Annotated in this window: 13 protein-coding genes; 6 read left to right on the top strand and 7 right to left on the bottom strand. The window is 47.1% G+C overall.

The window, feature by feature from the left end; translation table 11 throughout:
• Positions 1 to 1,649 precede the first annotated feature (1,649 nt).
• Positions 1,650 to 2,081 (bottom strand): rRNA maturation RNase YbeY, encoded by a 432-nt coding sequence (gene ybeY / locus ACTJJS_RS15010; protein WP_440664302.1) that lies wholly within the window; start codon positions 2,079 to 2,081, stop codon positions 1,650 to 1,652.
• Positions 2,082 to 2,240: 159 nt separating this feature from the next.
• Here ybeY and ACTJJS_RS15015 point away from each other — a divergent pair, with 159 nt between their 5' ends.
• Positions 2,241 to 2,477, top strand: a complete 237-nt coding sequence (locus ACTJJS_RS15015) for a FeoA family protein (RefSeq protein WP_078669684.1) — start codon at positions 2,241 to 2,243, stop codon at positions 2,475 to 2,477.
• Positions 2,478 to 4,488: 2,011 nt separating this feature from the next.
• Here ACTJJS_RS15015 and nadA read toward each other — a convergent pair.
• Positions 4,489 to 5,496 (bottom strand): quinolinate synthase NadA, encoded by a 1,008-nt coding sequence (nadA, locus tag ACTJJS_RS15020; protein ID WP_168870870.1) that lies wholly within the window; start codon positions 5,494 to 5,496, stop codon positions 4,489 to 4,491.
• A 766-nt stretch (positions 5,497 to 6,262) separates the two neighbouring features.
• Between nadA and ACTJJS_RS15025 the strand changes: the two genes are divergently transcribed.
• Together ACTJJS_RS15025 and ACTJJS_RS15030 are read left to right on the top strand one after the other, a co-directional pair.
• Complete coding sequence (locus tag ACTJJS_RS15025) at positions 6,263 to 8,356, top strand: peptidylprolyl isomerase (protein ID WP_440664303.1); 2,094 nt, start codon at positions 6,263 to 6,265, stop codon at positions 8,354 to 8,356.
• Between the two features lie 106 nt (positions 8,357 to 8,462).
• Positions 8,463 to 8,969: a DUF2480 family protein gene (locus tag ACTJJS_RS15030; RefSeq protein WP_168870868.1), complete on the top strand. Its 507-nt coding sequence runs from the start codon at positions 8,463 to 8,465 to the stop codon at positions 8,967 to 8,969.
• Here ACTJJS_RS15030 and corA read toward each other — a convergent pair.
• Both corA and ACTJJS_RS15040 read right to left on the bottom strand, forming a co-directional pair.
• Positions 8,966 to 10,072 carry a magnesium/cobalt transporter CorA gene (corA, locus tag ACTJJS_RS15035; RefSeq protein WP_317166391.1) on the bottom strand — a complete coding sequence of 369 codons (1,107 nt, stop codon included), beginning with the start codon at positions 10,070 to 10,072 and terminating at the stop codon, positions 8,966 to 8,968. The two genes, ACTJJS_RS15030 and corA, sit on opposite strands and share 4 nt — an antisense overlap.
• Before the next feature lie 189 nt (positions 10,073 to 10,261).
• Positions 10,262 to 11,518 carry a DUF3472 domain-containing protein gene (locus tag ACTJJS_RS15040; protein WP_440664304.1) on the bottom strand — a complete coding sequence of 419 codons (1,257 nt, stop codon included), beginning with the start codon at positions 11,516 to 11,518 and terminating at the stop codon, positions 10,262 to 10,264.
• 45 nt (positions 11,519 to 11,563) lie between these two features.
• On the opposite strand from ACTJJS_RS15040, the gene ACTJJS_RS15045 reads away from it, so the two are divergent.
• Complete coding sequence (locus tag ACTJJS_RS15045) at positions 11,564 to 11,860, top strand: hypothetical protein (RefSeq protein WP_440664305.1); 297 nt, start codon at positions 11,564 to 11,566, stop codon at positions 11,858 to 11,860.
• Entirely contained in the window at positions 11,805 to 12,359 is a 555-nt protein-coding gene (locus ACTJJS_RS15050; protein WP_168870864.1) for a type 1 glutamine amidotransferase domain-containing protein, read from the top strand. The genes ACTJJS_RS15045 and ACTJJS_RS15050 overlap by 56 nt, the downstream gene beginning before the upstream one ends.
• 55 nt (positions 12,360 to 12,414) lie before the next feature.
• Here the strand turns inward: ACTJJS_RS15050 and ACTJJS_RS15055 are convergent, their stop codons facing one another.
• Positions 12,415 to 12,792: a septal ring lytic transglycosylase RlpA family protein gene (locus ACTJJS_RS15055; RefSeq protein WP_440664306.1), complete on the bottom strand. Its 378-nt coding sequence runs from the start codon at positions 12,790 to 12,792 to the stop codon at positions 12,415 to 12,417.
• A 144-nt stretch (positions 12,793 to 12,936) separates the two neighbouring features.
• Here ACTJJS_RS15055 and ACTJJS_RS15060 point away from each other — a divergent pair, with 144 nt between their 5' ends.
• On the top strand, positions 12,937 to 14,673 hold the full coding sequence (locus tag ACTJJS_RS15060; RefSeq protein ID WP_440664307.1) for a thiamine pyrophosphate-dependent enzyme: 1,737 nt from the start codon (positions 12,937 to 12,939) through the stop codon (positions 14,671 to 14,673).
• A 46-nt stretch (positions 14,674 to 14,719) separates the two neighbouring features.
• Here ACTJJS_RS15060 and tamL read toward each other — a convergent pair whose 3' ends face one another.
• Positions 14,720 to 17,182, bottom strand: a complete 2,463-nt coding sequence (gene tamL, locus ACTJJS_RS15065; RefSeq protein ID WP_440664308.1) for a translocation and assembly module lipoprotein TamL — start codon at positions 17,180 to 17,182, stop codon at positions 14,720 to 14,722.
• Positions 17,182 to 22,251 (bottom strand): translocation/assembly module TamB domain-containing protein, encoded by a 5,070-nt coding sequence (locus tag ACTJJS_RS15070; RefSeq protein WP_440664310.1) that lies wholly within the window; start codon positions 22,249 to 22,251, stop codon positions 17,182 to 17,184. Before ACTJJS_RS15070 ends, tamL begins: the two co-directional genes overlap by 1 nt.
• Positions 22,252 to 22,280 lie beyond the last annotated feature (29 nt).

Below are 22,280 nucleotides of genomic sequence, written 5' to 3' on the forward strand. Positions count from 1 at the left end.
GCCGGCGTTATAAACCCCTATTCAAATCACCTATTGTATTCTGCAGGAAAATTTACCGCAGGAAAACATGGGTGAAAGCACCTGTCACCGCATCTCAAAGGGAGAAAATTACCGGGTCAAAAGGAGAGATTTACCAGACAAATTTTGTCTGATCGCCTTGCCTCAAAACATACACGGTTTTTCACTTTTGTATTCGTTAACACTTCCCTATGCAACAATCACCCAAAGCGCCATTCCCCCCCTCATTTACGCAAAATAGAACCCCTCGCGACCAACCTGTCACAAACCACCTAAAACGCCTTAAAACAGCCTGAAATGGCCCTTTCTGATGGTATTTCATTCTGCGAAGGATACAGGATTGACCATAGATACCTTTACCCGACTAAACACAGGAGCTCTGGTCAAGGAATGAATACTTTCTCCATTTAGGATATATCCAACTGAGGAAGAATTAATCAGGCTCGTGTAAGATCAACATCGTGTAGTAATCAGGAGAAGGATTCCGGGATACTACCTCCGACAGAAAACAATCCGATTGAGAATTGATATGGCATGTGATTCCAGGTGTCAACTTTCAAAACACATATGCAGCTTTAATATCCCTGAGCCGGATATCCGCATAAAATACCCGTGTTTCCCTGCGCAATCCGGTGGATGCCCTGAAGGCCGGGTAATACCGTCCGCATGCAGGAAAAGGTTACACTTTACAGCCGAAACAGGTAAGCCTGAACATTCAGGCAACTGGTTTTTTGGGTGAAAGCAATAAAACCGCAAAAAGTACTTCATTCTTTCGGATCACCGATCCTTATTCCCCGCCCCCTCGGAGGAGCCGATCATAGTATGGCAAACCAGGGTCATACCTCTTTAATTTCTCATTTTAGATATCCCACAATACCTGTTTGAAAAATAGAAATTCGCCTTCAAAAATGCTTTTCTCTCCGTTTTTATGGAATGGACAAAGTTCAACGGAATGGATATGACCATCTTCAGTAAAATATTTGCACCTCGGATTCATTTTAGAACAGATGTGCCTTGGCGCAGACAAGGATGGCTCATGCCCCCTTTCCCATGATGGCACCAGATGTTTCAACATGATTTGGTGGTACATGCCAGGTACGGTATTTCGGGCTTTTCCAGGTAATGGCTTAAACCAGCAGTACAGGTAACATAGATCTTCAGCAATATGGTAAGAAAATAATCCGGGCACTGCCATCTTAGAAACACCTGGATAGTATCCTCTTTTATGAGGCTCTGATTAATCAGATGTCTCCAGGCGAAAATCGGTTTCAGAACAACCATCAAGGTTAGCCAATATGAGCCCTCATTGGGAGGCAAGTTCAGTCAATCTGAACCTGGTAACCTCTAGCAGCCTGTGCAGCCAATACAAGGCGAGTATCTCTGGACAATAAGTCTTGAGGTAAGGGAGGACGGCCCGTAAACCAGACTCTTGAAATAAGACGAGCGCACTGCAGGGCATGCCACTAACAGGTACATCCTTTAAAATAATTTCTTATTGGTTAAGATTCCTAACCGGGAGAGATGAAAATGATGGAGGGGCGACAATTCCTAAAAAGAAGTTTAATGTTCCACGTGGAACATTGAGCAATGTTTAGAATCAAACAAAATGTTCCACGTGAAACATCTTCATTTTATTCCAGTTTTCCGAAATATTTAACAAGATATTCATCTTCCTTTTCACGCATGAGAGTACTCTCTGTTTTACTTTTATCACGAAATCCACATAAATGTAAAGCACCATGAAAAATCACCCTATGCAGTTCCTGATTCACGGAAACATGAAACTTCTGCGCATTTTCCTTTACCCTGTCAATGCTAATGTAAATTTCGCCTTCTGTTACCGCAGGATCCTCTCCCATTTCAAACGTGACAATGTCGGTATATGTATCGTGCTTTAAAAACTGTTGATTGATCTCCAATAAATAGGCATCTGAACAAAAAACATAGTGCAGGTCCTTTAACCCCTGCCCTTCACCAGCAAACAAATCCTTTAAAAATGTCTTTAACTTTCTTTTCTCTTTCAGGTCCACTTTAACCTCGTGCGCTGTAAACTGAATTGCCATTAATGTATTGAATTAAATAAAGTGATGTAAAAGTAAAGTGAAATTTTGGATTGGGTACCGGATTCTTTTTGCATATTCCCTGCCTGGCGGTACCTTTGCCCTGTCATTCATTGAATACTCCCGTTGCCAAACTTAGTTTAAACAGATTAATACGTAGGTATGAAAAAAGGCATTATGAAATTATCTTCCCTGGCAACAGGCAAAAGCGCAGTAATAATAGAATTTGAAAAAGACGATCTACATATTAAGTTAATGGAGATGGGCTGCGTACCAGGTGAAACCGTTAAAATTGAAAAAATTGCCCCGCTCGGTGATCCTATTTCAATTATGGTGGCAGGATATAACCTGTCTCTTAGAAAAACGGAAGCTGATCATATTTGGGTAGAGGAAATATAATTTTCCTCTACTTTTCCTTCTCCTCTCCTTCCCTATTTTCTACTTCCCCCTCCATTCTTCCCCACCTAAGACAAAAAAATTTTTAAAAAATGAGGTTTGGCGTGCAAAACACCATTGAACAGGTGATTTTTCGTCGAAAAACAAGCCTTATATCCTCATAAAAGCAATTCTTTCCTACAGATTCCATTCCCAGGACAAAAAATTCCTGAAAAAAGCAGATTTTTTTAGCATCCAAGTCACAGAAAAACAAAATCTGGCATGTAAATGTGGTTTTACAATAGATTTTACACCCTCAAAAACAAAAAAAAATTTTGAATCCAGGGCTTTTTCTACAAAATAGGCCCTGAAAAAATAATTTTGGGTAGAAAATATCAGACTTCTCCACATTTTGAGAAAAAAACATAGAAAATAGCCCACATATCCACTTTTCTTATGCAAATTCCGTTTGGATTCAGAAAAATCTAAGCATTTCTCCACATTTTTAACCTAAACCAGCGGAATTTTCTGTTTAGTTTGATTCCTTTTTCCACAAAACCGGTTAATAATCACACATTTTGCTTCGAAAAAACAAAAAAAACGTCCTTTATCCACATTCTGTGTATCATTTTAATGAAAAGAAAAATAAAAACCATCTTTTCCACATTTTGAAACCGCTGTAGATAAAAAACAAAAAAAATTTATTGATTTTCCAGACCCTTTCTGAATAAATTGATTTTTTACTCGAATTTTCATAGGACCAACCCCTGAGAATTGGGTTTTTATCATAATCCTGGTATAACCCCGAAAGAAAATCCTCCATTCAATTCTCAGCCATCTGCCAAGCGCCTCAGAATTATGCTTTCCATCATTCGTCCAGCGCTATACAAAGCATGCGATTCTCAGCGTGTTGCCAAACCGCTGAGAACCGCATGAATTATTTCATATGCCGCGCAATCAGCAAAGAAAAAAATATTCAATTCTCAGCGCACTTCTCAGGCTCCCAGACTGGCGTCTTATGCGGCCTTTCTACTCTGCCTCTCTTTCAAAGAAAAATACGCGATTCTCACGGCGTTGGTTACGCGCTGAGGATCGGCCATATATCTTCTTGTCCACAACAATCAATTCCGGTCACGAATATTCAAATCTCAGCGGCTTGCCTATCGTCTGAGAATGCAATCAATTTTCACTTTCCCAATAATTTTACATCATCATCAATTCATGCGATTCTCAGCGCTTTCCCAAGCCGCTGAGAATCGCGCGGATTTTTTATCCCCGGGGATATCCCAATATTGGTCCCATTCTCAGCTCACAGACAATGCGCTGAGCTTTTCATGAAAACTAAAAACCCGGGGTTACCCTTGATACGAACGAAATATTCGATTCTCAGAGCACTCATAAAAATGGTTAGTACCGGGGTCCATAGCGCCTGTCTGCCCGAAAAAAAAGATTTTCATACGTGGCTATCCGCCGGAATAAGGCGGTTGCTAATGTCTCCTAATGCAGAAAACGCAGACCTGTACAAAAAATGAAGGCGCTGAGAATTGAATGGAATTTCAACAGATGGGAAAACCCCGCATATTGATATTTCATTCAATTCTCAGCGTCTTCAAAAACCAAGTCGTCAACCTTATGATAAAAGAAAATACGGAGACAGGTCACGATGATATTTCGAATAAAGCACTCTCGTGAAACTTATAAGGCTTTGAGAATCTCATAAAAAAAATTTTTACGGGATTACCCAAGGCTGTAAAAAAAAATTAAAACCTCAGCGCCTTCAAAATAAAAATTTTAGTCTGTTATACACATCGGGAAGGAGAACCCGGAAGGCCAGGGGTAGATTAATCGGGGAAACAGTGTGAACAATCAGAAATATTGAATTCTCAAAGCCTTCATAACGTCCTGAGAATTAAATGATTCGAACTAAAAAAGGAAAGCCCCGGGGCTGTGCAAACCTCGGGGCTTTTAGCTCACTGCTATGCATTGCTTAAATAAAAAAACGAATTTGAATTTAACTGAAAATCAAATAGTTAAATTAAAGACCAGCACGTGCACTAATCTCCAGCATGCGTTCTATCGGCTTTTTGGCGGCGATTCTCAGACTTTCTTCCATGGTAATTTCCGGCTGTTCGTATTCCATGCACAGATACAGCTTTTCGAGCGTATTCAATTTCATGTGTGGACAGTCATTACAAGCACATGCATTATTGGGAGGCGCCGGGATAAAAGTTTTACCCGGATTTTCTTTCTGCATCTGGTGGAGAATGCCGGTTTCTGTCACCACGATATATTCCTGCGCATCGTCTTTTTTACTGAAGTTCAGCAAACCGGTAGTGGAACCGATATAGTCAGCCACCGCCAGTACCGCCGGCTCACATTCCGGATGTGCTATAATTTTTGCTTTCGGATGTTGTGTTTTCAGTTTAGTGATTTTTTCCAGCGAAAAAATTTCATGTACCATACAGGCCCCGTTCCACAGTACCATGTCCCGACCGGTTTTTTTGATCAGGTAAGATCCCAGGTTTCGGTCCGGTGCAAAAATGATGGGTTGATCTTTCGGAACACTTTCAATAATTTTTTCTGCATTGGAGGAAGTACAGATAATATCACTGAGTGCTTTGATACCAGCAGAGCAGTTTATGTAGGAAATCACAATGTGGTCAGGATACTTATCTCTGAATTTTTTGAACAGTTCGGGAGGAGCACTGTCAGCCAGGGAACATCCCGCTTTCAGATCGGGCAAAAGTACTTTTTTCTGAGGGCTCAGAATTTTTGCCGTTTCAGCCATAAAGTGCACGCCGGCAAAAACGATGATATCGGCATCGGTTTTGGCAGCCTGTTGGCTGAGGCCCAGACTGTCCCCGATGTAATCAGCGACATCCTGAATATCCGGCTCCTGGTAATAGTGCGCCAGAACGATCGCATTTTTTTCCTTTTTCAGATTTTCGATCGCTGCAAACAAATCCAGGGCAGGGTCAACTGGTATATCCAAAAATCCGTTATGCTGCAAATTTTTTTTCGCGACAGCGATTTCTGTAATCATAGCTATATACTTATTTATTTATTTAAAAAGAAAAGCCCACTACTATTAGGGCTGTGAATATGTGGAAATTAATTTTCCAGCACCTGTACAAATGTAGTTGTTATTCCTTTTTTATACGCTTTCCACATCTAATTAACACCCTCTTTCCGCGTCATTGCTGCATTTTACCTATTTCATCCACATACGTGGATATCGTTGTTGGTGAAAATCTTTTCAGGCATGGGGGTATTGGAAAAATGTTAGAAGAACGCTTTTACTATCCACAATTCACATCCCCATTTTCTGAGGTAAACTTTTAGGAGAAAAACAAAATTAGTTTTACCGCAGTCCGAAGGCACCTTTTCCCACCTTATTTTCAGTTTTACAGGTGGTTTTACACAGCAATTGTGGAAAAAAACCGAGCGGACGACAAAAACCGCCAAAAAGTATGTGTATTGAAAATAGACCTGTTTTATTCACATTTTACTGTGGATTATAGAAAATGGCTTTTTCACATTTGTGCATAAACTGTTGGTGTACCGGTTACGGCTGTTTTACGAAAATAGCTGTTCAGGCGGGCATTTTAAAACACTAAAGCATTGAAAAAAAGCATTTTGAAAAAAGGGGATATCTGTGGAAAACCTGTGAATGATAACCAGTCCACAAAAGTGTTAGAAAGGCCTCAAATCCTTTGCTGGATTGGCTTTGGGCGGAAAAAATACTCTTTTGCAGTTACAGTTTATTTATTCTATTTTTGCTATCCTTAAAAATGTAGACTATATAATATATGTCAGTAATTCAGAAAATCAGGGACAAATATGCCGTCGTGATCGTAGTAGTGATTTGCCTGGCTATTGTTAGTTTCCTGTTGCAGGATGCCTTTTTTGGCAAAAGTTCTCTCGCCCGCCGTTCTACTACTGTGGGTAAAGTAAACGGTGAAGAGCTGGATCTCGGAGAATACCAGCGCCGTATTCAGGATGCTGAAGCAGGCGCACGCCAGCAGATGCCCAATGGTAATATTGACGAACAAACCCGCCAATATATCCGTGAGCAGGTTTGGAACCAGTTTCTGAATGAACAGATTATGCAGGCCCAATATGCTAAACTGGGTGTTGCAGTGACTGAAGCGGAAGTGGTTGACCAGATTAAAGGTAAAAACCCGAACCCGATCGTTGTTCAGCAATTTACCCGCGACGGTCAGTTTGACCGCGTGGCATTGCAGCAGACCATCGCCCAGGCTCCTCAGAACCCGCAGATCCGTGCGGCCCTGGCTCAGCTGGAAACCTACATCGCCAAATCACAGGAACAGCTGAAATATATCACCCTGATCAAACAAGGTGTATATTATCCTAAATGGATGGCCGCCCAACAGCAGGAAGACAACAGCAAAACTGCTACTGTCTCTTATGTAAGCGTGCCTTATGCTTCTATCGCTGACTCCACTATTAAAGTAACTGATGCTGAACTGAACCGGTTCATTCAGGACCATAAACAACTTTTTAAAGTAGAAGAATCCCGCAAAGTGGAATATGTGTCTTTTGATGCTATTCCTTCTGCCCAGGACTCTGCTGCTGCCATCCACCAGATTCTTGCCCTGAAAGCTGAACTGGACACCACTCATGATATCGCCGGTTTTATTAACCGTAACTCCGAGATCAAATATTATGATGGCTATGTTTCTAAAAATGCAGCCCAGGTGCCTCAGAAAGATTCTATCGTAAATCTGCCTGTAGGTGCCGTATTCGGCCCGTATTACGATAATAACCTGATCATGTTTGCTAAAATGGTGGACCGCAAAAACATGCCCGACAGCGTGAAAGTGCGTCACATCCTGATTGCTTCCGGTCCTCAGGGCGGTTTACCGGATTCTATCGCTAAAAAACGTGCTGACAGCATCGAAGTGGCTGTGAAAGGTGGCGCTGACTTCAAGGCGCTGGTTACCCAGTACTCCGATGATCCGGGCAGCAAACAAAATGGCGGTGAATATGACATCACACCTGCTACCCAGTTTGTGCCTGAATTTAAAGATTTCGCTTTCGAAGGTTCCAAAGGTCAGATCAAAGTGGTAAAAACCCAGTTCGGTTACCACGTAATTGAAATCATGGACCAGAAAAACGTTGGCCCGGCTATCAAAGTGGCTTACCTCGGTAAATCTGTTGACGCCAGCAAAGAAACCAACAACAATGCTTACGGCGCGGCCAGCGATTTCGCGGGTAAAAGCCGTACCGCTGCTAATTTCGAAAAGAACGTTCAACAGAGTAAACTGAACAAAAGAATTGCTGACAACCTCCGCCCGATGGATTTCGTCATCCCTGGTATCGGACAGTCCCGCGAACTGGTTCGCTGGGCTTACGAAGCTAAAAAAGGCGATGTGAGCACTGTGTTCACTTTTGACGATAAATACGTGGTGGCTGTACTGACCAGCGTTCGTGCTGAAGGCACTGCTCCGCTGGATGACGTTAGACCTCAGGTAGAAGCAGAAGTGAAAAAACACAAAAAAGCTGAACAGATCATCGCTAAACTGCAAACTCCCGCCAGCCTGGACGCAGCTGCTAAATCTACCAATCAGCCAGTGCTGAAAGCTGAAGGTGTAAGCTTTGCTTCTCCGTTTATCGCTTCTCTCGGCTTTGAGCCTCGTGTAGCCGGTGCTGCCTTTAACAAAAGCTGGGGTACTGCCAAAGTATCTGCTCCAATTGAAGGTAATGCTGCAGTATACGTGATCAAAGCTGACAGCTACGAGCCTGTTGCACAACCTGCGCAGGACCTGGCTACTCAGCAGGCTGCTTACGAACAAGGTATCAAATCCCTGCTCGACCAACAATTGTTTGAAGTACTGAAGAAGAAAAGCGATATCAAAGATACCCGCGGTAAGTTCTTCTAGTAGAAAGCATACATTTTTAACTGACATAAGGAAAAGGGAGGCAGCAATGCCTCCCTTTTTACATGCCCATATCTTCGTAAATTTGTGAGGTTAAAAACAGACAGCTATGGATGAAATCGTTAATAAAGTTGCACAGAGTGGCCTGGAAACCATTGACCTGGAACAATTCTACCCCAAGGGAGAGACTGTCATTTTTGATATGAAAGACTATCTTTTTATGGGAATGATCCTGAAAGAGAAAGATTTTCGTACAGCTATGCAGTCGCACGACTGGGAACAATACCGTGGAAAAAATGTGGGTTTGGTATGTACCGCCGACGCGGTAGTGCCTTTGTGGGCTTATATGCTGGTAATGACCAACCTGGAACCAGTGGCGGCCTATGCTGCCTTCGGCGACGCAGAATTCATATATAAAACGCTGTACCTGAAGAATTTATCTACACTGGATGTAGCTGCTTTTGAAGACAAGCGTATAGTGATCAAAGGTTGTGGCGATCAGCGCGTGGGTGAAGTGGCCTATGCAGAAATAACCCGGCTCCTGCGCCCGGTGGCCAAGAGCATTATGTACGGTGAGCCATGTTCTTCTGTGCCTGTGTATAAGAAAAAGGCCTAAAACCAGCCACGTTTCCGGAAAATCAGGATCATCAGTACCAGGAGCAGTCCCATGCCGCCCAGGGTATAGAAATAACCATTGCGGCTTTCCAGCTCCGGCATATTGTGGAAATTCATACCATAAATACCGGCAATGAGTGTTAATGGCGTTAGCAACGTGGTTACTACTGCCAGTACTTTCATGATCTCATTCATTTTGAGATTGAGTTGGGTGTGGTACATCTCCTGTACGTTGAGGATCATGTCGCGGTAGTTGTCTGCCAGGTCATTGCACTGAATGATGTGGTCGTACACGTCTTTATAGTATTTAGTGACATTATCTTCCAGCAGATCGCTTTCGCTTTTGAGGAAACCATTTACCAGCTCACGAACGGGGGCTATCCCCCTCTTGAAGAGAAATACCTGCCGGCGGAGGAAGTTGATCCGCGCGAGTGTGCGGGTATTGGGTTCATGCTGAACAATATCCTCCATGAGCTCTATTCTTTCCCCCAGTTTATCCAGCACCGTGAAATAGCTGTCTACGATCACGTCCAGCAGCGAATAACAGAGAAAATCCATGGAACCGTTACGAATACGGGAACCGGGGATTTTCAGTTTCTCCCGTACGGGGTCAAACACGTCCCTGGTGGGATCTTCCTGAAAAGAGATCACGAAATTTTTTCCCATCACGATGCTCACCTGCTCCTGGTCTATGGTAGACGCTTCACTATTGAAATACATCATCGGCAGAATGCAGAACAGCCGTCCGCCGATATCGTCCATTTTGGCGCGTTGTCCTATACTGAGCACATCTTCCTCCATCAACGGATGGATCATATAATGTTGACAAATAGCGTGTACATCGTCTTTCCGGATACCATCCACATTGATCCAGGTGAAAGTGGGCTTGTCACGATAGGCAAATACTTCTTCCAGCGACACTGATGTTTCCGTACAGGCGTTACCGCTATAATCGAAGACGGTGATTTTACTGGTTTCAGCCGGTTTGCGCGAAGCCACGCTCGTAGCCGGATTAAAGTTCATGATGCGCTGCCGCTTTACCTTGAAGGGGTTAAGCTCATCTAATACGTCCAGCACACCGGGAATGGGCAGTCTCTTTTTCACTGATTTAAGCATAAATACGATATCTGCAAAAGATCATTTTCCATACCGAATTTAAATCAAAATCCGGTAAGGAAGCCCGAAAGTAAATTCGTCCCTTAAGTCCTATGGGACATATAGGATATTGACAAACAAAAAAGCCGCAAAATTTTGCGGCTTTTTAAAGTATAACGATGATGGTTAAACGGAATATTAAAAACGGGGCAGCGTTATCTCCGGATGTTTGCCGGTGGCGGGCCGTTCAAAAAAGTCACCGTATTTGGCGTTGGCAGGTTTAAAGCCACTGGTCCACAGATAGAACCAGCCGTTTTCGGAGCCTCCGCCGAAGTCCAGCCGGTCTTTGGCTTTTGCTGTAGCATCGTTGGTGAATTTAGCTTTGGTCAGCTCTATCCATTCGCCGGTATCTGTTTTTATCCAGTGATTGCCGTAGTAACCTTTTCTGCCGAGGTGGCCGTTTTCAAAAGAGAAATTTTCGAGAAATGAGTACAGATGCCCCATGTACTTACCGTCTTTCGGTGCGCGGAAGCTGGCTATCAGCTTCCATTCATGGTGTTCCGGCACATAAAAATACGCGGTATAGGTGGTAGTGGTGCCAACAGGAACGCTGTGCATCAAAAAGCGATAGGTTTCGCCGGCTTTCCAGTTGTACTCCCAGTGACTGTGGCCACCGGTACCTTCTCCACCAAAGCCGCTGGCATATACACTGTCACCTTTGGCGAGCAACACTACCTGGTCTTCGTATTTTACATTATCGCGTTTGTCTGGTTCACTACCGGCATCCCATACGGAGAAAATAATTCTTCTTTCCACAGCTGAGTTGACCTGCATACCGAAGTATCCGCGGTGAAAGCCGCAAGACATAAAATAGGTACCGATCTTGTCCTCCCCTGCCGGTACTTTTATCTCACCATAGAACCACTCCACATTTTTTCCTTCAGGAACGGGATAGTTAAGATGTACGGAGGCCGAACGCCGCCATGACTTAGGGTTGAACTGGATATCTTTGGTAGCGGCGCCTTCCAGGCTTATGGCCTTCACATCAGCGTATAGCTTGCCGGATTTTTCCAGTCCCCTGAGCGTGATGGTATAGAAGCCTGTTTGTTTGATATTTGTTTCCAGTGCAGGAATGGCAACCATATCATTGTTGGCAGGAATGCTAACTGTTTTGGATATTCCATTTAGGGTGACCTGTATTTTGCTGCCTGCATCGGAGCGTGCCTGCAGGGAGACTTTTAGTTTGCCGGTGGTGGCGGCGTGAAAATAAAAATTAACTGTATTCTCATTGCCGATCCAGTTGATCACGCCCTTGTTTTCATTGATGTCCACGTTTTTTTCCTCCGGATCTGCATAGGCCGTAAACCCTGGGAGCACCACAGGAGATGATTGCGCTGAAATCCGTTGTGTAGCCAGCAGGCTGAACAGGGCGCAGAAAAGCATATATTTTTTCATTGTTCAGGAATTAGTGTCAACAAATAAAACAGTAGGATTCACCAAATGCAACAGCTGGCATCAAAATATTACACTGGAATGAGATTCCTTTCTTTCTACGGTATGGGAAAAAATATATACAACGGCTATACGACCGCGGGCGCTGGAAGCAGGCTACAGGCAATATGTATAAGCAAGGGAACCTTTTTTGTGCAGTTGAAAGGAGAACAACATCTGGAATTTAGCTGTGCCCGTCAGGCGCAGCGGGCGAAATCATCCGGTTTTATTCACGAAAAAACTATGTTTTATGGGAACTCAATTGCAGGACAAAAAGGTGGCGATACTGGTCGCCAACGGATTTGAGGAAGTGGAGCTGACAGCGCCACTGGAAGCGTTAAAAAACGCAGGAGCAAAAGTGGATATCATTTCTCCCGAAAAAGAAAAAGTGAAGGCCTGGGCAGAAAAAGATTGGGGGAAAGATTATCCGGTAGATAAGAACCTGGCCGAAGCCAATGCGCAGGATTACGATGCGCTGGTACTGCCCGGAGGTGTATTAAACCCTGACCAGTTACGTATCAATCAGCAGGCGGTCACTTTTGTAGGCGGTTTTTTTGAAGACGGAAAGCCTATAGCAGCGATTTGCCATGGTCCATGGACGCTGATAGAAACAGGAGAACTCAACGGTCGCAGGGTCACGTCCTATCCTTCCCTGAAAACAGATCTGGAAAATGCCGGTGCTGTTTGGTCTGACGAAGAAGTGGTTACAGACCACGGATTGGTGACCAGCAGGACACCCAAGGACCTGCCTGCATTTTGTAAAAAGATGGTGGAAGAAATAGCAGAGGGTGAGCATGTTGTGTAACAACAACTGTGTTTGGCGCTTGTGGAAGGAGAAATGCCGTGGTGTTTCTCCTTCCCTATTTTTTAGGCTTTTTGTATTTTATTTCCACGTTTGCGACACCGGTATTAAGCATGCCCAGTTTAGACGCTGCTTTTTTAGAAAGATCGATGATCCTGCCTGGAGCAAACGGGCCTCTGTCATTGATGCGCACTTTCACCGAGCGGCCGTTGGCCATATTGACAACTTTTACGCGGGTACCAAAAGGAAGCGATTTATGGGCTGCCGTCAGGTGTCGCTGCCGGAATGTTTCTCCGCTGGCGGTGCGTTTCCCATCGAAGGAATCGGCGTAATACGAAGCCTTCCCATTTTGGGTAACCTTACGGCTACACGCAGTTATACTGATCATCAGTATTGCACTGGCGAGTAACAGGTATGGATGTAACGATAGTCTCATAAACAAGCCGCAGTTTAGTCGTATAAATATAATGATATTTTCTGATGGGTGTACGGGTCCGTTTATTGAAGCAATGGAGGCTTAAACAAAGTACCAGCGCTGTTGTTTTTTAAAAACACATCCTGAAAAAACAAAAACATATTTATGGGAAAATCAGTTGCCGACCAATTAGTGGAGATGCTGGCGGATGCCGGTATCAAGCGTATTTATGCCGTTACGGGAGATAGTTTAAATCATATTAACGATGCAGTGCGCAGAGATGGCCGTATCCAATGGGTACATGTGCGTCATGAAGAGGTAGGCGCCTATGCAGCAGGCGCGGAAGCGCAGCTCAACGGGCTGGCCTGTTGCGCCGGTAGCAGTGGGCCGGGACATGTACACCTGATTAACGGCTTGTACGATGCGCATCGTTCGGGCGCTCCGGTGATAGCCATTGCTTCCACCTGCGCGACCAATGAATTTGGCAGTGATTATTTCCAGGAAACGAATACGATCAAGTTATTTTCGGATTGCAGTCATTACAACCAAGTCGCTAATACGCCCGCACAGGCCCCGCGTATGCTACAGGCAGCCCTGCAACATGCTGTGCATAAAAAAGGCGTGGCTGTACTGGGACTGCCGGGAGATGTGGCGTCGGCTGATGCGGAAAATATCAGCACGGCGTTAAAAGTATACCGGCCGGCAGCGGTGCTGCGGCCGGCGGAAGAAGAGCTGCAACAGCTGGCGTCATTGCTGCAGTCGGCCGAAAAAGTGGCCATTTACTGCGGGTTGGGCGCTACTGCCGCCCATGATGAAGTAGTGACGTTGGCCTCGCTGCTGAAAGCACCTGTGGGGTATTCTTTCCGGGCGAAAATGGGCATAGAATACGACAACCCTCACGAAGTAGGGATGACCGGGCTGTTGGGACTGGCATCCGCCTATAAAAGTATGCACGAGGCGGATGTTGTACTGCTGTTAGGAACAGATTTTCCGTATACGCCGTTTATGCCGGAAAACGCGAAGATCGTGCAGATAGATAGTCAGCCGGAAAGGCTGGGCCGGCGTGCATCCCTGGAAATGGGCCTCTGTGGGGATATCGCTCCTACCCTGCAGGCGCTGTTGCCGATGATACTCGACAAAAAAGACCGCAAATTCCTGGACACCATGGTGGAATTTCATGAAGAGGTAAAACGGAAACTGAACACTTATGTGGAAGACCGTGGCAAAGAAGAAGCCATCAGTCCGGAGTATGTGGCCACGGTGATCAGCCGGCTGGCAGCAAGGGATGCTATTTTCACCGTAGATACCGGCATGACCAATGTTTGGACGGCGCGGTACATTGAGGCAACAGGAAAACGTACCTTGTTAGGGTCGTTCAACCACGGCTCCATGGCCAATGCCATGCCGCAGTCCATTGGTGCTGCTTTGTGCCAGCCGGGACGCGAAGTGTACGCCCTTTGTGGCGATGGAGGGCTTACCATGTTATTAGGCGATCTGATGACCATCCGGCAATATAATTTACCTGTAAAAGTGATCGTTTTTAACAACCGGGCGTTAGGTATGGTAAAGCTGGAAATGGAAGTTGCCGGTTTACCGGACTGGCAAACGGACATGGTTAATCCTGACTTTGCCGGAGTAGCCACCGCGATGGGCTTTACTGCTTTTACCATTCGCACGCCCGATGAAGTGGAGCCGGTACTTACCAGGGTAAGGGATGCATCAGGCCCTGTGCTGGTCAATATTTTCACGAATCCTGCGTCTCTGGCCATGCCGCCGAAAATAGAATTCGAGCAGATGAAAGGATATGCTTTGTGGATGGGGAAACTGATACTGGGAGGAAGACTGGACGATGTGCTGGATGCAGTAAAATCAAACTACAAACATATCAAAGACGTGTTATAGGTAACAAAACAAAACGGATTGCACATGTGCAATCCGTTTTGCTTTATCAGAAGGGGTATCCTATGGCGATATTGAGAATCAGGTTTTTCTTTCGCCAGTCGGGATCTCCGAAATTAATTTTGTCGAACACCCATCGTTCTTTAGGCGGAAGATAAGGTATGCGGAACGGTGTTGCCAGATCGAACCGCACCACTACGATAGAGGCGTCTATTCGCAGGCCGATACCGCCGCCTACTGCTATCTGCCGGTAGAAGGAATCCAGTTTGAACTGGCTGCCTGGTTTGTCCGGCACCTGTTTCTGCAGCCAGACATTACCAGCATCGATAAATGCGGCGAAGTTGAACACGCTGGCAATGTGTATACGCACTTCCGAGTTAAGTTCCAGTTTGATATCGCCGGCTTCATTGGCCAACAAGGCGGCTGTGTCCTGTGCTTTATTGTAGTACGATCCCGGACCGAGGGTACGTGCCCTGAATGCGCGGATGCTGCTGCTACCACCGGTAAAAAACTGTTTGACGAAGGGCAGCGTCTGAGAGTTGCCATATGGCAAACCATAGCCGATAAAGAGCCGGTTCACCCACTGTTTCCCTCTGCCTATCTGCCAGTAGTGGCGGCCTTCCAGCGTAAAACGTTCGTATTGGGCAAATGGATTTTTCAGAATGTTTTTGGTTCCGGAATCACTCTTTGGAACAATCAGGCCTGCTATGTTGCCGGACACGTCAACGTTGCCGCTGAGGTAGAAGCTATGGATACGGTTGGCCGTCTGGTTATTGAATGTGATGGTATAGTTGCCTCCGAGAATAAATTGTTTTTCGATAGAAGCCCGCTGACTGGGATCGTTTTTTAGGATGCTGTCATATGCCGCCGTGGTTTTGGTCGGCAATACGTACGTGACCGCTATCGGTGCGAAGGCGTGGTTCAGGTAAGCCGTCTTCTGCCAGAGGTATTGTAACTGTAGCGTGTATGCGTTTAAGTTATACAGGCTTGACCGGCTGTACAGCTCGTAGCTGGCGCTCATACGGGTGCGTGGCACATATGGCGTACGGATATTGAGGCGGAAAGGCGTGAGGAAGCGGGGGAATGTTACCGCTACTTCAGCGCCGGCGCTGTAGGAGTTGCCGCCACCGGCGGAATTATTGCCGGTTTGCCATTCCATACCGCCATGGAGGCCTATTTCCAGCGCTGTGGCGGAATGCAGCCAGTTACGGTTTTTGGCGGTGATACGGGCTTCCGAGCCGATAAACCCGTTGGACTTGGAGGTGCCCCGTAATTCTGTCTGCAGCGAGCGCCGTTTGTAAGGTGTCAGGTAAAATTTGGCATCGAGCCATCCGCTGTCGAGGGACACTTTGTTATTCACCATGGCGCGGTAGGTGTTTGCCAGCGTGGTATCGCGGCGATAGGCGCTGTCCGCAACGGTGGTACGCTGTACAAAACGCGGGGCAGCGGTATCCCTTACCGGTGCAGGCGCGTTGGGACTACCACCGGTAATATTGTGCCGGGAGGTATCTCTTACCGGCCTGAAAGTACCTTTCACGAATTTGAATACGCCCAGGTTGATCAGGCGTTGCAGCGTGATATTGTGGGAGCTTAAGCGGTAAAGGCTGTCAGGCCGCAGAAACACGGACCGTTCAAATACGATGGGCTTAAAACGTTTGGAAGAATCCACGATGTACATGCCCCTGTAATATACCGGTACGCCCTGGGTGGACTGTGCTTCGTTATCCAGCGAATAGTCCGGGAAGAGGCTGATATCGTGCATCCGGTAAGGGCGAAGCGCCACCAGCGGCGTATTGTCTTTTATCTTCACGAAAAGGTCCACTGTGCCATTGTTGGTGGTATCTGCCTGCACCAGCAGATAATCCGGCGTAAAGTAGTAATATCCCTGCTCTTTTAATGCGGCGTGTATGCGTTCCCGTTCGGCCCTGATAGAATCGAGGGAGTAAGGTTTGCCTACTATCAGTGAGCTTTCATCATAAGTTTGGGTGACGGTTTTTCCTATCGCGCTGCTGTCTGTGAGGTAGGTCACGCTTTTGATGGTATAGCGGTGATTGGGAACAGCTTCGTAACGGATAGAGGCTTTCTTTTTACCGGAGTTTTTTACGGCAGAAGATATTTCTGCCTGGAAGTAGCCGTTATCCACCAGGTAGCCTTCCAGCACTTTGCCGGTATAGTCGGGTTTGGCTTGGCTTAGCAATACCGGTGGTTCTCCCCATTTTTTCCGGAGCAGGTAATTGAGGCCTTTGCCTTTGGGCTCGTGGCCCATATTGTACAGCCACAGTTTGATGGGCATACCGAGGAATTTCCGGTTGGTATTAGGCCGGATTCTTTTTTTCAGCCCTTCACTGAGTGAGCCATAATCTTTTGGTTGTTTACCTTTCCATGCCACGGTGCTGCCGGTATAGAGGCGGTCGCCTTCGGGCACGGTGCGGGTAGTGCTGCAGGAGCTGATAGCCAGGAAGCCCAGGCATAATATGATACAACAGATGATATAGCTATTTCCCTTCTGCATTACTTGTTTTTGTTTGATTCATTTTGCGTAGCCTGCTTTTGGGCCTTTTTATCGCGCAGTCGTTGTGCTCTGGATTCTCTTTTGGACCGTTGCAGTATCTCTCTGAATTCATCATAGTCCATTACCAACATGAAGGCTACGCCTGTTTCCGTGTATTGGCCCTGGATAACGGTCTGGTTATCGTTACGCTGGTATACCCTGAGACGGTACCTGCCATCACGGCTTAATTTGTATTCGATGGAGATGTCCCCAACAAGGGAGCTGGCGTTTTGTGTGTTGCCGGTGAGCATGATATTGGAGCCAACGGAAACAGTTAAACGGTCATTAAACAGTTTTTTGGAAGCGCCAATATTGAGATTGGTGGTTTCCTGTGCTGATCCGGAGGAATAATCTTCCTTGCTTTGCAGATCGAAGTTGAGGTCCACTCCTTTGATCAGGTTTCCCGCCAGATTGTTCAGCTGTTGGGAAAGTATCTTGCTCACGCTGTTACGGGCTGCCTGTCCTACGGCGTTGCCGCCGGCGTCCAGTGTGGACATGGGATCGTCAGGAATAAAGGTATTCAGCACCAGGAGGCCCATCACCTGTTTGTTCAGCTCAGAAGGCACCTGGTTGATTTGTTTGATGCGGTTATAAGGCATACCGTTGAACGTATTTCTTTCCCTTTCGGGCATGTCCAGCAGGAAGCTGATGTCCGGTTTCTTCAGGTTGCCTTTGATTTTAAGGTACACTTCAAACGGAATACGTTGTCTGTAGGTATTCCGCTGTTCAGCGCTCATGCCGCCCAGCTGGTCCTGAAGGAGGTCGATGGCGGGAGCGTTAACGGTATATTTGGCCGTGATATCGAGGTCGGCGGCCATAGCATCACCATTGAAGGAGATGAAGCTGCCTTTCTGAATATCAAAAGAGCGTTTGATCAGTTGATTGAGCGACATTTCATATTTACCTTCCGATATTTCATAGCGGCCGGTGATGCTCATTTTGCTGCTGGGGTCCAGCGTAGCGTTCAGGTTGGCGGTGCCTTTGGCCTGTACGTAGTCGCCGTTGTCTTTATCGATAACAATCTTTAATACGGATTCCGGTGTGATTTCGACGTTGCCGGAGAAGAAGATGCCTTTGAGCCGCGGGTTGCTGTATTTGAGGCTGTCGCGTTTCGCCAGCAAGGCGCTGTCGATAGGATGATCGCGGTCGATGAATTCCACTACGCCTTCCCTGTCGGCGATGCCGGGTTCATCTTGTGGCAATACAACCGTAACGCTGGATTTGTCCCGGAGCTTCACGTTGGCGTCTACACGGGGAAGATCGAGTGAACCGCGAACGGTGACTTTACTATCTATAAAGGCGGGGCCATAGATCCACTGGTCCTGGTTTTGTTGTTTGCCAAGCGCCATAAAGTTGTCGGCGTTGATGGTCAGATTGAAGCCGTATTTGATAAAGTCTGAGGTATTGATACGGCCGTTCACCACCATCTCATTGTTAAGGCTGTCGGCCACTACAAGGTTATTAATCAGGATGCCTTTGTCATCGATCACGATATCTTCATCAGGCAGGTGGAGGTTGCTGCCGATGAAACTGACCACGCCGCCGGCATTATTGAAGTGCATATTGCCTTTTACGGCCGGCTGGCTGGCCGTACCGGAGATATCGAATTTACCGGTGGCGTTGCCGTACATATGCGTTAAGCTGCCCATTGTAAATGGTTCGAGAGAAGACATTTCCAGATTGGCGAGGTCTATGTGTGCGTTAATGGTGCTGTCATAGGTACCGGCAACAGTAACATCATTATTATCGCCTTTCAGGGTGGCGTCCAGCTTATAGGCGCCGGGCGCGGTATTATCTACTGTAGCGTTGAGTGTACCAAGCGGAGAGGTTTTTACAGAGAGGCTGTCTACCTTCAGTTTGGCATGTACCAGAGGCTGTGTCTTCCAGTTGTGCACCGTGGCGTCTGCGTTCAGCAGGCCATTGGCGAGCAGGGTATCTGTGGCCAGCATGCCGGTGATAGTGGCCAGCTGGAAGTTGCTGACTTTTGCCTGAAGGGCCGGCACACCGGAAGTATCTGCCAGGGTATTGACCTGTATGGACTGGTCACCATGCGACAGTTTGATATTTGCAGTATCGGGAGCACCGTTTTTAATGCGGAAAATATTGTTTTCTGCTACGGTCCACGCTTGTTTATTCAGCAGCAGGTCCGGTTTGAGTACCAGCTGCATCACATTGTCCGGCAGGAAAGTAAAGATACCGCCAAGCCGGTATTTGGGTTTTCTTTTCGGATCATCCATCAACAGTCCAAAGTCAACCACGCCGGTATTGGCCTGTGCTGATAATACCGTATGGAAAAGCGGGAACGTTGGGTGTTTCATGTCTGCGATAGACACATATGTCTGCAGGGTGGTATCTACGATACGGGCATATAAGCGCAGGCTGTCTACCTGTATCGAGTCATAGTTGACTTTAGGCAGGTTGGCTTTTACGAACAACAGGCTGCTGTCGCTGTTGAGACGGCCGGCGATGTCAACCGGCATTTCCATGCGAATGCCGGGGACCAGCGGCTCCAGGTTATGAGGTACCTGCAGGGCGGCGGCAAATTCAAGATATTGTCCGGGAGGGACCACTACAATACGCCCGGAGTCGGCAGGCATCAGCGGTTTCATGATGATCTGGCTGAAGGCGTTGCCGATTTTTGTGTAATCCATACGCCCCTGTGCTGTAACCGGGCCAAACGGGCTTTTCAGCACCAGATATTGCTGGTCTGTATAGTGAGCGGTAAGTGCCAGGGTATCCAGAGGGATGACCTGGTCCTGCATCTGCACCTGCCAGCCGGTGAGCAATGCGGTGCCTTCCAGCCGCTGCGGTTCAAGGCTGCTGAAGTCAGCATCTACATTGCCTTTGAGGGTCATTGGTCCGTTGTGCCAGTGTGTAGCGAACAGGTCGGCCCGTGCAATTTCAATATTGGCTTTCAGGGTTTGCAGCGCGGTATCGCTGAGCGTGCCGTTAATGGCAAAGCGGGTATTCAGGCTGGTATCGGCACTTTCGCCGTTGGCTTCAAATACACCTTTGCGGATGTTGGCGTTCACGCTCACATCGTGGTACGTATAACGGTTATAGGTGGCTTCATTCAGGGTAACTGCCGCCTGGGCTGCCATTTGTTTCAGCGTATATCCCTGACCGGTAGCTGTCAGATGGCCGCTCATCCATCCGTAGGTGGTGTCGTAAAGCATGATGCCCGGATGTACCCGGAAGTATGGGACATTCACGTCGTAGCTGCTGCGGACGCTGTCGGTGATATTGATCAGCTTTGCGTTGACAGTGGCGTTGGCATAGTCACTTTTCAGTTGCAGCTGTGCCAGCATATTTTTCATACCGCCTTTAAACAGACCGGTGATCAGCATATTTTCCGGCAGTCTGGGTGTATCGGGCAGCGTGCCGGCAGGCAGCCATGAGCGCAGCGCCTTGTTGCCGGTCTGGATATAGAGCTCTGGCAGATTGGCATTGAACCGGTCTGCGTCGGTCGCATGTTCTATCTGGCCGTTGGCGGTTTTGATCAGGTTGCCCTGGTGGTCATTTACATACAGCTGCTTGATATTTAACAGGCCAAGGTTGCCTTTTAATATAGCCGACAGCGTTAGTTCCTTGTTCCACAGCGGGGCAAAAGATTTGTTTTTGCGTGCATCCGGTACAAAGGGCAGCCATTCTGCTAGGGCTACCTGCACGGAATCCAGGTTGGCATCAATACCCATCTGGTCCATGTGGTCTGCAATACCAGACCAGGAAGGAACGGTAATGGCTATATGTTTCCGGAAAACGCTCTTGCCGGTTTGCACAAAAAAGTTCCGCAGCTCCAGGCTTTTGGGCGTGAAGGTCACGTCCATATTCGCTTTCCGGAGAGTGAACCCTGACCAGTCGCGGGCGGCAAGGTTTTTTAAACTGGCTTGTATGCTGTCCGGCGTATAACGGATATTGCTGATCGCGGAATTGATATTGGAAAGGAACAGGTGGTTGTAGTTGGGATCGGGGCCGGCAGCTTTGGGAGCCGGACCACCGTTGTCGTACCGCATGGCCAGTTTATCGAGATTGACCTGCGTGGCAAACACCTGCCAGGTATTGGGCGCCGTGTCCGGGGCTGCCGGCGTGGTATCTTTTCCGGGCATCATAGCCAATATGCCGGTGGTATGGTGAATGGAAAGATCGCCTACCTGTATGCGGGTGGAATCCTGGTCCAGGTTACTGTTGCGCAGCGTGAGGTCCCCGATTTTCCAGCCGGTAGTAATGCCGATGCCATCGCTGCTGTAGGTGAAATTACTTTCTTTAATGCGAAGCTGTTTAAGGAGCAGGTGAAGTCCCACGGCGTTGGTGTCCGGCGTTGGTGGCGGCGGAGCGGTACCTTGGTTCGGCGACGGAATATATTGTTGATGGAAAAAGCCTTTCAGACCGGCCAGTTCCACCCCTCTGAATGCATAGATTCCATCATCGGGAATCAGCTCGTCCGGATCGGCATGAAGGGTGTCCCAGGTAGCTACAGCATGCATGCCGCCGGTCTGGTCATCGAAATTGACTTTAACATGCCGGAGGGAAACGTCTTTGATACGGAACTGGATAGTAGTGCCAGTAGCAGGTGCAATGGTGTCGGGTTTCTTACCGGGAGAAACAAAAGCATCTACTGCAAACTGAAAGTTGAAGGCGCTGTCTCCTTTATGCCGGTAAACATTTACCAGCAGGGTATCCCATTCCAGTTTATCGATCTGTAGTTCATTGTTAATAAAGGCCAGCAGGTTATAACGCACTTTCAGGGAACCGGAGTACAGCAGCGCCTGATGGGAGGTATCGGCCACAAATACATTTCTCAGTTCGAGGTATTTCCATCCTCTGGCCCTGAGATAACCAATTTGTACTTTGGTCTTGAGTTTTTTCTGCAGATAGCTTTCGCCTTGCAGCCGCAGATAATTCTGTACGCCGTCCAGCTGTAATAATAACACCGCCATCACGGGCAAAAGAAGCACCGCAACAATGATCCATAAAAGCCACCGCCACCAGGGGCGCCTGTGTTTAATTTCTGTTTCTGCTGGTTCTGTCACTATAATAGGTTGCTAATAGTAATTTACTG

It is taken from the genome of Chitinophaga sp. 22308 (assembly GCF_052045305.1).
Lineage (GTDB): Bacteria > Bacteroidota > Bacteroidia > Chitinophagales > Chitinophagaceae > Chitinophaga > Chitinophaga varians_A.

What these genes read in the sequence shown, in the direction of transcription:
- ybeY (WP_440664302.1), bottom strand. Translation starts at nt 2,081, where the DNA reads ATGGCAATTCAGTTTACAGCGCACGAGGTTAAAGTGGACCTGAAAGAG.
- ACTJJS_RS15015 (WP_078669684.1), top strand. Translation starts at nt 2,241, where the DNA reads ATGAAAAAAGGCATTATGAAATTATCTTCCCTGGCAACAGGCAAAAGC.
- nadA (WP_168870870.1), bottom strand. Translation starts at nt 5,496, where the DNA reads ATGATTACAGAAATCGCTGTCGCGAAAAAAAATTTGCAGCATAACGGA.
- ACTJJS_RS15025 (WP_440664303.1), top strand. Translation starts at nt 6,263, where the DNA reads ATGTCAGTAATTCAGAAAATCAGGGACAAATATGCCGTCGTGATCGTA.
- ACTJJS_RS15030 (WP_168870868.1), top strand. Translation starts at nt 8,463, where the DNA reads ATGGATGAAATCGTTAATAAAGTTGCACAGAGTGGCCTGGAAACCATT.
- ACTJJS_RS15040 (WP_440664304.1), bottom strand. Translation starts at nt 11,518, where the DNA reads ATGAAAAAATATATGCTTTTCTGCGCCCTGTTCAGCCTGCTGGCTACA.
- ACTJJS_RS15045 (WP_440664305.1), top strand. Translation starts at nt 11,564, where the DNA reads ATGCAACAGCTGGCATCAAAATATTACACTGGAATGAGATTCCTTTCT.
- ACTJJS_RS15050 (WP_168870864.1), top strand. Translation starts at nt 11,805, where the DNA reads ATGGGAACTCAATTGCAGGACAAAAAGGTGGCGATACTGGTCGCCAAC.
- ACTJJS_RS15055 (WP_440664306.1), bottom strand. Translation starts at nt 12,792, where the DNA reads ATGAGACTATCGTTACATCCATACCTGTTACTCGCCAGTGCAATACTG.
- ACTJJS_RS15060 (WP_440664307.1), top strand. Translation starts at nt 12,937, where the DNA reads ATGGGAAAATCAGTTGCCGACCAATTAGTGGAGATGCTGGCGGATGCC.
- tamL (WP_440664308.1), bottom strand. Translation starts at nt 17,182, where the DNA reads ATGCAGAAGGGAAATAGCTATATCATCTGTTGTATCATATTATGCCTG.